Here is a 13,882-nt window from a genome sequence, read left to right as displayed (position 1 = left end):
CCAGGCGAGGTTTTATGCTGGGGCCAAAAGATCGCAGCCTCGCTTCGCTCGACAGCTCCTACAGGTGTAAGTCAATCCATGTAGGCGCTGCCGCAGGCTGCGATCTTGGCGGTGTCACGGGTAAAAAATCACTTCGGCATCTCGGCCTTCATGCCTTCCACGTAGTAGTTCATCGACGCCAGTTGTGCATTGGTCGCGCTCACGCCCGCCGGGATTTTCTCCACGCCGGCCTGATCCTTGATCGGCCCGGTGAACGGATGCAACGCGCCGCTCTTGATGTCGGCAATGATCTGCTCGGCTTCGGTTTTCACTGCGGCCGGCACCAGGTCGCTGATTGGCAGCTCAACCGTGCCTTCCTGCAAACCGCCCCAGTAATCCTGGGATTTCCATGCATGGTCGAGCACACTTTGGGTCGCCTGAATGTAGTGCGGGCCCCAGTCGTTGACGATAGACGTCAACACCGCTTTCGGCCCGAAGTGCGCCATGTCCGATGCATAACCGACGGCATACACGCCACGCCGTTCTGCTGCCTGGATCGGCGCCGGGCTGTCGGTGTGCTGGAACACCACGTCCACGCCCTGATCGATCAGCGCATTGGCGGCGTCGGCTTCCTTGCCCGGATCGAACCAGGAATTGACCCACACCACTTTGATCTCGGTGCCCGGGTTGTACTTGTTCAGGGCCAGCTGGATGGCGTTGATGTCGCGGATCACTTCTGGAATCGGGAAGGAAGCGACGTAGCCGATTTTCTTGGTCTTGGTCATCTTCGCCGCAAGGAAACCGCCGACGTAGCGGCCCTCGTAAGTGCGTGCCAGGTAAGTGCCGAGGTTCTTGTCCTGCTTGTAGCCGGTGGCGTGTTCGAAGGTCACCTTGGGAAATTGCTTGGCAACTTTCAGGGTCGGGTTCATATAGCCGAAAGACGTGGTGAAGATCAGGTCGTACTGGTCCTTGGCCATGTTGCGGATCACCCGCTCGGCATCGGCGCCTTCGGCGACGTTCTCCACGTAGTTGGTGGTGATCTGGTCACCGAACTTCTCCGCCAGTGCCTTGCGTCCCTGTTCATGCTGATACGTCCAGCCGTGATCACCGATCGGGCCGATATAGACGAAGCCGACTTTCAGCGGGGCGGCAGCACTGGCGGTCAGGCTGGCGCTCAGACCGATGGCTGCGGCGACAGCGCAAAGCAGCTGCTTCAACGGACGTTTGTGCATGAACTGGAACTCCATTTTGTTGTGAGGTGTACCGGGTCAATGCAAATTGCTGACCAACAGGACAACAAAATCCGGGGCCGCATAACGGCATTCGCGGGCAAGCCTCGCTCCTACAGGTTTTGCGTTGCACCCAATCCCGCGATAGGCACAATTCCTGTAGGAGCGAGGCTTGCCCGCGAAGGGGCCCTAACGACCACCACAGAACCATCCCGGTGCACCCTCGCGAATTCACGCCATCCGCTGGTGCGAGTGTCTCCCGCAATAGGTCTGCGTCGACTTAGACGCCGGCGATCAACTGCCGAGCCGCTTGGCTGTGATCGGCGATCAACCCTTTCAGGTCCAGCCCCTCAACCTGCCCATCGATCACCCGCCACTTGCCGCCGATCATCACCCGGTCTGCCCGGTCCGCGCCGCACAGCAGCAGCGCCGACACCGGATCATGGCTGCCGGAGAAGCGCAGCTCATCCAGTTTGAACAGCGCCAGATCCGCTTGCTTGCCCACCGCCAGTTCGCCGATGTCGCTGCGCCCGAGCAACTGCGCCGAGCCCTTGGTGGCCCAGCCCAGTACGCGTTCCGGGGTGATCTTCTGCGCGCCATAACGCAGACGCTGGATGTACAGCGCCTGTCGGGTTTCGAGCATCATGTTCGAGGCGTCGTTGGACGCCGAACCGTCCACGCCCAGGCCCAGCAACGCGCCAGCGTCGGTCAACTCGATGGTTGGGCAAATCCCTGAAGCCAGGCGCATGTTCGAACTCGGGCAATGGCAAATACCGGTGCCGGCCGCGCCGAGGCGGGCGATTTCGTCGGGGTTGAAATGAATGCCGTGGGCCAGCCAGGTGCGTGGGCCGAGCCAGCCGACGCTGTCCAGATAATCCACGGTGCGCAGGCCGAAGCGTTGCAGGCAGAACTCTTCTTCGTCGAGGGTTTCGGCCAGGTGAGTGTGCAGGCGCACGTCGAGGGTATTCGCCAGTTCGGCGCTGGCGGACATGATTTGCGGGGTGACTGAAAACGGCGAGCAGGGCGCTAAAGCGATCTGGATTTGCGCGCCGTCACCCCGTTCGTGGTACTCGGCAATCAAGCGTTGGCTGTCGGCGAGAATCACTTCGCCCTGCTGCACGGTCTGCTGCGGCGGCAGCCCCCCGTCTTTTTCACCAAGGCTCATTGAACCGCGAGTGAGCATGGCGCGCATGCCCAGTTCGCGGACACTCTCGACCTGCACGTCGATCGCATTTTCCAGGCCTTCCGGAAACAGGTAATGGTGATCGGCCGCGGTGGTGCAGCCGGACAGCAGCAACTCGGCCAAGGCGACTTTGGTGGCGAGGGCGAGTTTTTCCGGCGTGAGCCGGGCCCAGACCGGATAGAGGGTTTTCAACCACGGGAACAATGGCTGATTGACCACCGGCGCCCAGGCGCGGGTCAGGGTTTGATAGAAGTGGTGATGGGTGTTGATCAGCCCCGGCAAGATCACATGTTCGCGGGCATCAAAGACTTGTCCACAGGGTGCTGACGGTTGCTGGCCGACGCCGAGCACTTCGACGATCAAACCGTCTTGCAGCACCAGACCGCCACGGGCATCGAGCGCGTTGGCCGTGAAAATGGCGAGGGGATTTTTTAACCAGGTACGGGTCGCAGGCATAGTGGCCGGCTCCTCTGAAAGTGGGGTTCAGGGTTGCCAGCTCAGTGTTGCCCTGTCTGCTGATCCAGGGTCGCCGCGGGGGGCGAGGTGCGGAGTTTCAATCAAAAAAGCTTCGCGGGCAAGCCTCGCTCCTACAGAGTCATGCGTCGGACCTGTAGGAGCGAGGCTTGCCCGCGAAGGCGTCAAATCCAACACCCGATTACCAGGGAATGGTTTCACCCCGGTAGTTCACAAAATGATGCCCGCCCTTGCCGGCATACGCATTCACCTGATCGATCAGCCCGCGGGTGCTGGTTTCCACATCGATGTCGGCACCTTCGCCACCCATGTCGGTCTTCACCCAGCCCGGGTGCAGCGACAGCACGGTGAGTTTCTGTTCGCCCAATTGCGTGACGAAGCTGTTGGTCATCGAGTTCAGCGCCGCTTTGCTGGCCTTGTACAGCGCCAGCTCCGGCGCGTCGGGCATGGTCACGCTGCCCAGCACCGAACTCATGAACGCCAGCACGCCACTGCCTTCACGAATCTGCGCGACGAAACGCTGGGCCAGGTTGATCGGCGCCACGGCGTTGGTGAAGAACAGTTGACCGACCTCGGCCAGGGTCGCGCCACCCGGCGTCTGGACCTCCGGCCCCTTGACCCCGGCATTCACGAACAACAGGTCAAACACCTCGCCCTTGAGCTGTTGGCTGAGGGCGATGACCGCTTGCTGGTCGTCCATGTCGAGTTTTTCGATCCGTACCTTGCCCAACGCCTGCAAGGCTTCGGCACCCTGTGGGTTGCGCACGGTGGCGGTGACTTGCCAGCCGTCGGCCAGCAGGGTTTTCACCAGACCGAGGCCCAGTCCCCGGGAGGCGCCGATGATGAGTGCGGTTTTTGCCGTGGACATGAATGGCTTCCTTGATGTCTCGAGAGGGCTTGACCCTGGAGCATACTCCAGGCTTTAGCCTTGTTGCTCCCTGAATGTATGGAGCAATGCCAATGTGGACTTCAACGCAATATCGTCAACTGGTGCGTGGCAGCGCATGGTACGACCTGATCGTCACGGCGGCATTTGCCACGCCGTGGAGTTTTGCGGCGTTGCATGGCGTGCTGTTAAACCTGAGTCAGACTTTCAATCTGCCCGGCGAGCTACCGCCGTTCGAGCCGGTGCACATGTTGATGGCGAATCTGTTGGGCTCGATTGTGTGCGTATGGGCCGTGCTGCGGATTCGCGATCCGCAGCAGATGTTTGGGCGATATGACGCGGTGGGGAGGTTTCTGTTTTCGGCCTGGCAGGTTTATGCGCTGGCCCATGGGGCGAGTTCGCTATTGGTGATTTTCCTGTTCTTTGAACTGATGTGGGGTGTGGCCCAAGCGTTGCCTGTTCGTACGCCTTCGCGGGCCACCACTTAATGCCCCGCCCGCCACGGCTGCCCCAACGACACCGGCGCATACAATCGTGTGCGCACGGCATCCCGGGACAGCAGCACTAACACCACTATGGTCGCGACATACGGCAGCATTGCCAGCAGACTCGACGCAATCGCCAGCCCCAAGCCCTGCGCCACCAAATGCAGGATGCTGGCGAGACCGAACAGATAAGCTCCAAGCAGCAACCGCCACACTCGCCAACTGGCAAACACCACCAGCGCCAGGGCAATCCAGCCGCGACCGGCGCTCATGTTCTCCGCCCACATCGGCGTATAGGCCAGGGACAAATATGCCCCAGCCAATCCCGCCATCGCCCCGCCAAACAGCACCGCCAGCGTACGCACGCGCAACACCGGCAAGCCCATTGCACTGGCGGCGTCCGGGCTTTCGCCGACCGCCTGAATAATCAACCCGACGCGACTTTTCACAATCACCCAGGCCACCAGCGCAAACAGGGCAAACGACAGATACACCAGCAGGTCCTGGGCAAACAGCATCCGCCCGATCAGCGGAATTTCACTCAGATAAGGAATCGCCAGCGGCTCGAAACCCGCCAACGGTTTGCCGACCCACGCAGCGCCAACGAAGGTCGACAGGCCCACGCCGAAGATCGTCAATGCCAACCCTGTCGCCACCTGGTTGGCGTTGAACACCAGCGCCACCAGGGCGAACAGCGACGACAGCAACATCCCGGCGAACATCGCCAGCAACACGCCGAGCCAGAGGTTGCCGCTGTTCAGGGCGACGATAAAACCGATCACCGCCCCAAACAGCATCATGCCTTCCTGCCCAAGATTGAGGACGCCGCTCTTCTCGCAGATCAACTCGCCCAACGCCACCAACAACAGCGGTGTGCCACAGCGAACCATGGCATAGAAAATATTGCTCAGCAGATCGATATCCATCACAAGGCTCCTGCTTGTACGGCGGTGGTCGAGGTGCGCCGTACCCAGCGCAGGTTCAAACGTGGTCGGTAGAGAATCAGCACGTCACTGGCCAGCAGGAAAAACAGCATCATCCCCTGGAACAATTGAGTGATGGCTTGCGGCAGGTTCATGCTCATCTGCGCGCTTTCGCCACCGATGTACAGCAGCGCCATCAACAGGCTGGAAAACAGAATGCCGATGGGATTCAGCCGCCCGAGAAACGCCACGGTGATCGCCGCATAGCCATAACCCGGCGAAACCTGCGGCACCAGTTGTCCAATGGGCCCGGTGACTTCGCAAACCCCGGCCAGCCCCGCCAAGCCACCGCTGATCAACAGCGCCAGCCAGATCAGCCGCTTCTCGCGAAAGCCGACAAAACCCGCCGCGCGCTTGTCCAGCCCGAGCACTTTGATCTGGAAACCGACAAAGCTCTTCTGCAACAACACCCACACCGCAACCAGCGCGAGCAAGGCGAAATACACGCCCGCATGGACCCGACCGTCCTCCATCAACAACGGCAAACGACTGGCATCGCCAAACATCGCCGACTCCGGAAAGTTGAACCCGGCCGGGTCCTTCAGCGGCCCGTGGACGCAGAACAGCAGCAGGTTCAACGCGATGTAATTGAGCATGATGCTGGTGAGGATTTCATTGGCGTTGAAGCGTGTGCGCAACCATGCCGTCAGCCCGGCCCATGCGGCACCGGCCAGGGTGCCGGTGAGCAGGATCAACACCAGCGCCCAACGGCTTTGCAGGTCGATGATGTTCACCGCCAATGCACTGCCGGCCAAGGCGCCGAGCAGCAACTGACCTTCGGCGCCGATGTTCCAGATCCGTGCCTGATACGCCACTGCCAGGCCCAATGCACAGAGCAGAATCGGCAATGCTTTGACCAACAACTCAGAGACCCCGTACAGGTCGCTGATCGGTGCAATCAGCAAGGTGTGCAAGGTCAGCAACGGGTCGTGGCCCAGCGCGATAAACAACAATGAGCCACAGCCCAGGGTCAACACAGCCGCCAGCAACGGCGAGCACCACAACATCAGGCGCGATTGCTGGCCACGGGGTTCGAGAGAAAGCAGCATGTGAAACTCCGTTAAAGCGTTACGGGTGCAGGTGATTGAGGGGTGTCGAACTGGCCGGCCATCCAGCCACCGATATCGATCAGGCGGGTGTCGACGGTGGGCTGCAGTGTCGACAGTCGACCGCCACACAGGGCGCCGAGGCGATCGCTGATCTGGAACAGTTCGTCGAGGTCTTCGGAGATCACCAGGATCGCCGCGCCAGCGTCGCGCAAGGCAATCAGTGCTCGGTGAATGGTTGCGGCGGCGCCGACGTCCACGCCCCAGGTCGGGTGCGCGGCCACCAACAACCTGGGTTGCTGAAGGATTTCCCGGCCGAGGATGAATTTCTGCAAGTTGCCACCAGACAGGCTGCGAGCCGCTGCCTGGGCATCGGGTGTCTTGACCCCGAAGCGGCGGATGATGTCTTCGGCCAGTGCCTCGACTTTGCTGCGCTGGATCAATCCATTGCTGACCAGCCCTTGTTGAAATGCGGTGAGCAGGGCGTTATCCGCCAGGCTCAGTTCCGGTACCGCGCCATGGCCCAGACGCTCGGCGGGGACGAAGGCCAGGCCGAGTTTGCGTCGTGCATCCGGCCGCAGGTGCGCCACCGGTTGCCCGCCGAAACTGATTTTCGCCCCGTCATTTCCCGGCAGCCGTTCTTCACCGCTAAGCAAGGCCAGCAACTCATCCTGGCCATTGCCGGCCACCCCGGCGACACCGACGATTTCGCCGCTGCGCACCTCGAGATCAATGCCCTTGAGCGAGCAGCCGAACGGGTCCGGGTTGTGCCAGGACAATCCGGTCACGTTCAGAAACGCATCAGCCCCCCTGACCTTCGGATAGTCAGTAATCAGCTCAGCGGCTTCACCGACCATCAACTGCGCCAGTTGCTGGTCCGAACACTCGGCCGGCACGCAATGCCCGGCCACTCGTCCGCCGCGCAACACCGTGGCGCTGTGGCACAACGCACGCACTTCGCCGAGCTTGTGGCTGATGAACAGAATGCTGCAGCCCTCGGCGGCCAGTCGGCGCAACGTGATGAACAATTCGTCGGCCTCTTGCGGGGTCAGTACCGACGTCGGTTCATCGAGAATCAGCAGGCGGATGTCCTGCATCAGGCAGCGAATGATTTCCACCCGCTGACGCTCGCCGATGGACAGGCTGTGGACCAGTCGCTCCGGTTCCAGCGCCATGCCATAGCGTTGGGACACCTCGCGGATTTTCGGTTCAAGCTGCTTCGGCGTACCGGCCGCAGCGCCCATCGCCAAGGCGATGTTCTGCGCCACGCTCAGGGTTTCGAACAGCGAGAAATGCTGGAACACCATGCCGATCCCGAGGCTGCGGGCCTGGGCCGGATTGCGCATGGTCACGCGCTGGCCCTGCCAGATCATCTCCCCTGAGTCGGCGTGTGTGACGCCGTAGATGATCTTCATCAGGGTACTTTTGCCCGCACCGTTTTCGCCGAGCAGGGCGTGGATTTCACCGGGCGCAATGCTCAAGTCGATGGCATCGTTGGCCAGGCAACCGGGGTAACGTTTGCTGATTCTGCGCAATTGCAGGCGGGGTGTTTGATCGGGGGGAGGTGCAGGGTTGGACATGACAGGCTCGGGTCGCAAAAGAATATGCCTGTGGATAAAGCAATTTCCTGGCCATTGAGTCAGGAAATCGACAAAAGCCTGCTGGCACAGGCGTTGCGGACGCTGCCTCGACCTATTCCAATTCCTGGAGAGGCACCACTTGAGGGCAAGCCTTTTGATCAGGCTCCGGTTTTGCGCGTGATCAATTGGTCAAAAAACGAGCAATAAGCTGCAGGCATTGTCAGGCATGGGGCTGCGCCAGCCATGAACGGGTTATCCACAGCTTGTTCCACAGTATCTGTGCGCAAGCCGACCGTGTGGGCATAAGCACCGAGGGGCTTTCTTCTAATGGCGATAAACCACTCTAACTGATTGTTTTTACGTGGAATAAACGTCGCGGATGGCGAGTTGGACGAAAAATGAGCAAAGCCCGCAAAGCCGCATGACAGAAGGGTTACAGCAGAATGTGCTCAGGTTATCCACAGCCGGGTGCACAGCAGATGTGGGCAAGTGTCGAGAGCAAAGAAAATCGGGGTGCCCCAAAAGATCGCAGCGGCCACAGGCGCGTAGAGCTGCCGAAGGTTGCGATCTTTTGATCTTAACGCTGCAACAAAATACGCCCGCGACTTAAGTCCGCCAGCTGCGTTTGCAGCGTACTTATCTGCCCGTCGCCAATCGCCAATTGCAGTTCCACACCACTGGCCGTGAAGGTTTCCTCCACCACCAAACCACCCAGCTCCGCGACCCGAAGCTTCACCAACGCCAACTCGCCAAATGCACAGGCACAACTGACCGGCACCCGACTGATCAACTCGACTTTCGGTGCCCCTTGCAGGCATTTGTTGGCACTGCCGCCGTACGCTCGGGCGAGGCCGCCGGTGCCCAACTGGATGCCGCCATACCAGCGGATCACTACGACCGCGACCTGATCGCAATCCTGCGCTTCAATCGCCGCAAGGATCGGCCGGCCAGCGGTGCCACCGGGTTCGCCATCGTCAGTGCTGCGGTATTGATCGCCGAGCTTCCAGGCCCAGCAATTGTGCGAGGCGTTCAAATCACTGTGTTGCTCGATGAACGCCTGGGCATCGGCTGCGCTGGCGATCGGCGCGGCGAGGGCGATGAAGCGGCTCTTGCGAATCTCTTCGCGGTATTCGCAAAAATCGCTGAGGGTAAAAGGCATGGGTGTCTTAAATAGCCGGCGTCAGGCCGCAGCCTTTGAGAATGATGCGAATCAGGTTGCTGCCGGCGTCTTCCATGTCTTGCTTGGTCAACTTGGTGCGCCCGGTGACACGGCAGATCTGCGTGGCAAAGTCGGCGTAATGCTGGGTGCTGCCCCACAGCAGGAAAATCAGGTGCACCGGGTCGATCGGGTCCATTTTGCCGGCGTCGATCCACGCCTGGAATACCGCGGCCCGACCTTGAAACCAGGTGCGGTAGTCCTGGTTGAAATGCTCGGTCAGGCAATCACCGCCGCTGATGACCTCCATGGCGAAGACCCGCGAAGCTTGTGGCTGGCGCCGGGAGAATTCCATTTTGGCGCGAATGTATCGCGTCAATGCTTCTGCCGGATCGTCCTCGACGGTCAGGGTATTGAAGGTGCTGTCCCACAATTCAAGGATGTTACTCAGCACCGCCACGTACAAACCGAGTTTGTTGGTGAAGTAGTAATGCAGATTCGCTTTGGGCAACCCGGCTTTCTGCGCGATGGTGTTCATGCTGGTGCCTTTGAACCCGTGACGGGCGAACTCGTCTTCGGCGGCTTTGATGATGGTCTCTTCGTTCTTCTGACGAATGCGGCCGGCGGGTTTGCCGCCGTGGGCTGGGACTTCAAAGGTCATAGGCACTTCCGAACAGGTAGATGGGTGCAACCAGATGCGTTGATAGCGCACCCACGGGCCTCAGACAAGTCCTATGGCGATAAAACCTTGGGCACCGCTCCCACAAGCTTTCAGCGAGTCGCCGCCAGACTCTCCAAAAAACTCTCCAGAACCAGATGCGGGCGACGGCCCTTGCGTGTAACCGATGCCAGGCTCAGGTCATAAAAACGTGCCTTGGGTTTCAGTGCACGCAAACGGCCTTGCTGCACCCAGAGGCTGGCGTAGTGATCCGGCAGGTAACCAATGTAGCGCCCGGTCAGGATCAGAAAGGCCATGCCCTCGCGATCCGACGCACTGGCGGTGCAATTGAGCGCCTGGTAATGGGCCTGAATCTCGGCGGGCAAACGGAAGGTCGGGGCGATGGCGTCCTGGCTGTTGAGGCGCTCATCATCCAGTTGTTTGTCGTCGACATAGAACAGCGGATGGCCGACCGCGCAATACAGCAGCGAGCGTTCGCTGTAGAGCGGCTGATACTCCAGCCCCGACAACGCGCTGGCTTGCGGCACCACGCCGACATGCAAGCGACCGTCGAGCACGCCTTGTTCGACTTCATTGGGCGCAATCATGCGGATCTGGATCTGTACGTCGGGGCCGCGTTCCTTCAATTGGGCCAGGGCGTGGGTGATGCGCATGTGGGGCAGGGTGACCAGGTTGTCGGTCAGGCCGATGGTTAATTCGCCGCGCAAGTGTTGGTGCAGGCCGTTGACCTCGGTGCGGAAACTTTCCAGCGCACTTAATAGCTGCAACGCAGATTGGTAGACCTCACGGCCTTCTTCGGTCAGGGAAAACCCCGCGCGACCTCGCTGGCACAGGCGCAGCCCCAGGCGTTGCTCCAGATCGCTCATTTGCTGGCTGATGGCCGAGCGACCGATACCCAGCACCGATTCCGCCGCGGAGAAGCCGCCACACTCCACCACGCTGCGAAAAATCCGCAGCAGGCGGATATCAAAGTCACTGACTTGCGCCAGCGGATCGGGGCGACGGGTACTCATAGTTTAGTCCGGGTCTGACTGAAGGTTAGAAAAGTTGGATTTCATCGACTTTATCCCCGTGGCAATTTAGCTGCAAGAACGCTTTTGATCTCCACGCCGCTTATTTTGCCCTGCGAGGTTTTGCCCATGAACGTGCCTGAAAACGCCCCGACTTCCCTGGCCAGCCAGCTCAAGCTTGACGCTCACTGGATGCCCTACACCGCGAACCGCAATTTCCAGCGCGACCCGCGCCTGATCGTGGCGGCCGAGGGCAGTTGGCTGACAGACGACAAGGGCCGCAAGGTCTACGATTCGCTCTCGGGTCTGTGGACCTGCGGCGCCGGGCACACCCGCAAGGAAATCCAGGAGGCGGTGGCCAAGCAATTGGGCACTCTCGATTACTCGCCGGGCTTCCAGTACGGTCACCCGCTGTCGTTCCAGTTGGCCGAGAAAATCACCGACCTGACCCCGGGCAATCTGAATCACGTGTTCTTCACCGATTCGGGTTCCGAATGTGCAGATACCGCGGTGAAAATGGTGCGTGCCTACTGGCGCCTGAAAGGCCAGGCGACCAAGACCAAGATGATCGGCCGCGCTCGTGGTTATCACGGCGTGAACATCGCCGGCACCAGCCTCGGCGGCGTGAACGGCAACCGCAAACTGTTCGGTCAGGCGATGATGGATGTCGATCATCTGCCGCACACCTTGTTGGCGAGCAATGCTTTCACTCGTGGCATGCCGGAGCAGGGTGGTATCGCGCTGGCGGATGAATTGCTCAAGTTGATCGAACTGCACGATGCCTCGAACATCGCAGCGGTATTCGTCGAGCCATTGGCCGGCTCCGCTGGCGTGCTGGTACCGCCGCAGGGTTACCTCAAACGTCTGCGCGAGATCTGCGATCAGCACAACATCCTGCTGGTGTTCGACGAAGTGATCACCGGTTTCGGTCGTACCGGTTCGATGTTCGGTGCCGACAGCTTTGGTGTCACTCCGGACCTGATGTGTATTGCCAAGCAAGTCACCAACGGCGCGATCCCGATGGGCGCGGTGATTGCCAGCTCCGAGATCTACCAGACCTTCATGAACCAGGCGACGCCTGAGTACGCGGTGGAATTCCCGCACGGCTACACCTATTCCGCGCACCCGGTGGCTTGCGCCGCAGGCCTGGCGGCACTCGACCTGCTGCAAAAGGAAAACCTGGTGCAGAGCGTGGCCGAAGTCGCACCGCATTTCGAAAACGCACTGCACGGTGTGAAGGGCAGCAAGAACGTCATCGACATTCGCAACTACGGGTTAGCCGGTGCGATCCAGATTGCACCTCGCGACGGCGATGCCATCGTGCGTCCGTTCGAAGCTGGCATGGCGCTGTGGAAAGCCGGGTTCTACGTGCGCTTCGGCGGCGACACCCTGCAGTTCGGCCCAACCTTCAACAGCAAGCCGCAGGACCTTGATCGTCTGTTCGATGCAGTCGGCGAAGTGCTGAACAAGATCGACTGATTCCCTCTTCTATATAAAGGCGTCCTTTCAAAGGACGCCTGTGGACAATTTCAGGAGCCCCGCATGAGCCTCATCCCGCATTTGATCAATGGCGAACTGGTGACCGAAGACGGTCGCACGGCCGATGTGTTCAACCCGTCCACCGGCCAGGTTATCCACAAGCTGCCGTTGGCCAGCCGCGAAACCATTCAGAAAGCCATCGACTCGGCCAAGGCTGCGTTCCCGGCCTGGCGCAATACGCCAGCGGCCAAGCGCGCTCAGGTGATGTTCCGTTTCAAGCAACTGCTGGAACAGAACGAATCCCGCATCGCACAACTGATCAGCGAAGAACACGGCAAGACCCTGGAAGATGCTGCCGGTGAATTGAAGCGCGGGATCGAGAACGTCGAGTTCGCGTGCGCGGCACCAGAAATCCTCAAGGGTGAGTACAGCCGTAATGTCGGGCCGAACATCGATGCCTGGTCGGATTTCCAGCCATTGGGCGTAGTGGCCGGCATTACCCCGTTCAACTTCCCGGCCATGGTGCCGCTGTGGATGTATCCGTTGGCGATCGTCTGTGGCAACTGCTTTATCCTCAAGCCGTCCGAGCGCGATCCAAGCTCCACGCTGCTGATCGCTCAATTGTTACTGGAAGCCGGCCTGCCGAAAGGCGTGCTGAGTGTGGTGCATGGCGACAAGGCCGCAGTGGACGCACTGATTGAAGCGCCGGAAGTCAAAGCGTTGAGCTTCGTCGGTTCGACGCCGATTGCCGAATACATCTACGCCGAAGGCACCAAGCGCGGCAAACGCGTCCAGGCGCTGGGCGGGGCGAAGAACCATGCGGTATTGATGCCGGATGCGGATCTGGATAACGCGGTCAGCGCGTTGATGGGCGCCGCTTACGGTTCGTGCGGTGAGCGCTGCATGGCGATTTCGGTGGCCGTGTGTGTCGGTGACCAGGTGGCGGATGCGTTGGTGGCCAAACTGACACCGCAGATCAAGGCACTGAAAATCGGCGCTGGTACAACTTGTGGCCTGGACATGGGGCCTCTGGTCACCGGTCAGGCGCGGGACAAGGTCAGCGGTTATGTTGAAGACGGCGTAACCGCCGGTGCGAAGCTGGTGGTGGACGGTCGTGGTCTGAGCGTGGCCGGTCATGAGGACGGCTTCTTCCTGGGTGGCTGCTTGTTCGATAACGTCACGCCAGAGATGCGCATCTATAAAGAAGAGATCTTCGGGCCGGTGCTGTGCGTCGTCCGGGTCAACAGCCTGGAAGAGGCGATGCAACTGATCAATGATCACGAGTATGGCAATGGCACCTGCATCTTTACCCGTGATGGGGAAGCGGCGCGGTTGTTCTGCGATGAGATCGAAGTGGGTATGGTCGGCGTCAACGTACCGTTGCCGGTGCCAGTGGCGTATCACAGCTTTGGCGGCTGGAAGCGTTCGCTGTTCGGCGATCTGCATGCTTATGGCCCGGATGGCGTGCGGTTCTATACGCGTCGCAAGGCTATTACCCAGCGCTGGCCACAACGGGCAAGCCATGAAGCTTCGCAATTCGCATTCCCTAGCTTGTAAGTAGAAGGGCAGAAGGCCGACCTCTTGAGGTCGGCCTTTGTGTTTTCGGGCTGTTTTGACCGATATGACAGAAATGTGAAATTAGAGGTTGACGGCAGATCCTGGACGTCTATAATTCGCCCCACTTCCGGCGCAGTCGAAACGGAAAACTCCTTG

At 60.2% G+C, this 13,882-nt stretch carries 13 protein-coding genes; 4 read left to right on the top strand and 9 right to left on the bottom strand.

Annotation, left to right across the window (positions count from 1 at the left end):
- Positions 1-128: 128 nt before the first annotated feature.
- From AC07VO_RS29445 to AC07VO_RS29435, 3 genes are all read right to left on the bottom strand, one after another.
- On the bottom strand, positions 129-1,211 hold the full coding sequence (locus AC07VO_RS29445; RefSeq protein WP_018928375.1) for a BMP family ABC transporter substrate-binding protein: 1,083 nt from the start codon (positions 1,209-1,211) through the stop codon (positions 129-131).
- Between the two features lie 277 nt (positions 1,212-1,488).
- Complete coding sequence (locus tag AC07VO_RS29440) at positions 1,489-2,847, bottom strand: 8-oxoguanine deaminase (RefSeq protein WP_086944022.1); 1,359 nt, start codon at positions 2,845-2,847, stop codon at positions 1,489-1,491.
- Positions 2,848-3,046: 199 nt separating this feature from the next.
- On the bottom strand, positions 3,047-3,733 hold the full coding sequence (locus AC07VO_RS29435; protein ID WP_019582311.1) for an SDR family oxidoreductase: 687 nt from the start codon (positions 3,731-3,733) through the stop codon (positions 3,047-3,049).
- A gap of 92 nt (positions 3,734-3,825) precedes the next feature.
- Here AC07VO_RS29435 and AC07VO_RS29430 point away from each other — a divergent pair, with 92 nt between their 5' ends.
- Positions 3,826-4,239, top strand: a complete 414-nt coding sequence (locus AC07VO_RS29430) for a hypothetical protein (protein ID WP_086944021.1) — start codon at positions 3,826-3,828, stop codon at positions 4,237-4,239.
- On the opposite strand, the gene AC07VO_RS29425 is transcribed toward AC07VO_RS29430, so the two are convergent.
- From AC07VO_RS29425 to AC07VO_RS29415, 3 genes are read right to left on the bottom strand one after another with little or no spacing between them, the layout of a single operon-like run.
- On the bottom strand, positions 4,236-5,162 hold the full coding sequence (locus tag AC07VO_RS29425) for an ABC transporter permease (RefSeq protein WP_019582313.1): 927 nt from the start codon (positions 5,160-5,162) through the stop codon (positions 4,236-4,238). The two genes, AC07VO_RS29430 and AC07VO_RS29425, sit on opposite strands and share 4 nt — an antisense overlap.
- Entirely contained in the window at positions 5,162-6,268 is a 1,107-nt protein-coding gene (locus tag AC07VO_RS29420; protein WP_018928370.1) for an ABC transporter permease, read from the bottom strand. The genes AC07VO_RS29425 and AC07VO_RS29420 overlap by 1 nt, the downstream gene beginning before the upstream one ends.
- 11 nt (positions 6,269-6,279) lie before the next feature.
- Positions 6,280-7,845, bottom strand: coding sequence for an ABC transporter ATP-binding protein (locus tag AC07VO_RS29415; protein WP_086944020.1), 1,566 nt, complete (start codon positions 7,843-7,845; stop codon positions 6,280-6,282).
- 30 nt (positions 7,846-7,875) lie between these two features.
- Here AC07VO_RS29415 and AC07VO_RS29410 point away from each other — a divergent pair, with 30 nt between their 5' ends.
- Positions 7,876-8,052, top strand: a complete 177-nt coding sequence (locus tag AC07VO_RS29410) for a hypothetical protein (RefSeq protein ID WP_156523279.1) — start codon at positions 7,876-7,878, stop codon at positions 8,050-8,052.
- A gap of 370 nt (positions 8,053-8,422) precedes the next feature.
- Here AC07VO_RS29410 and AC07VO_RS29405 read toward each other — a convergent pair whose 3' ends face one another.
- The 3 genes from AC07VO_RS29405 to AC07VO_RS29395 form a co-directional block, all read right to left on the bottom strand.
- Positions 8,423-9,004, bottom strand: coding sequence for an IMPACT family protein (locus tag AC07VO_RS29405; protein WP_086944019.1), 582 nt, complete (start codon positions 9,002-9,004; stop codon positions 8,423-8,425).
- A 7-nt stretch (positions 9,005-9,011) separates the two neighbouring features.
- Positions 9,012-9,662: a TetR/AcrR family transcriptional regulator gene (locus AC07VO_RS29400; RefSeq protein WP_018928367.1), complete on the bottom strand. Its 651-nt coding sequence runs from the start codon at positions 9,660-9,662 to the stop codon at positions 9,012-9,014.
- A gap of 110 nt (positions 9,663-9,772) precedes the next feature.
- Positions 9,773-10,693: a LysR family transcriptional regulator gene (locus AC07VO_RS29395; protein ID WP_007940170.1), complete on the bottom strand. Its 921-nt coding sequence runs from the start codon at positions 10,691-10,693 to the stop codon at positions 9,773-9,775.
- A 126-nt stretch (positions 10,694-10,819) separates the two neighbouring features.
- Here AC07VO_RS29395 and aptA point away from each other — a divergent pair, with 126 nt between their 5' ends.
- Positions 10,820-12,169 (top strand): omega-aminotransferase AptA, encoded by a 1,350-nt coding sequence (aptA, locus tag AC07VO_RS29390; protein ID WP_018928366.1) that lies wholly within the window; start codon positions 10,820-10,822, stop codon positions 12,167-12,169.
- Positions 12,170-12,232: 63 nt separating this feature from the next.
- Positions 12,233-13,726 (top strand): CoA-acylating methylmalonate-semialdehyde dehydrogenase, encoded by a 1,494-nt coding sequence (locus AC07VO_RS29385; protein WP_086944018.1) that lies wholly within the window; start codon positions 12,233-12,235, stop codon positions 13,724-13,726.
- Positions 13,727-13,882 lie beyond the last annotated feature (156 nt).

Source organism: Pseudomonas sp. GW821-FHT03E01 (assembly GCF_059420765.1).
Note: the sequence above shows the minus strand (reverse complement) of the source record. Positions and strands in the feature narration are given on the sequence as shown.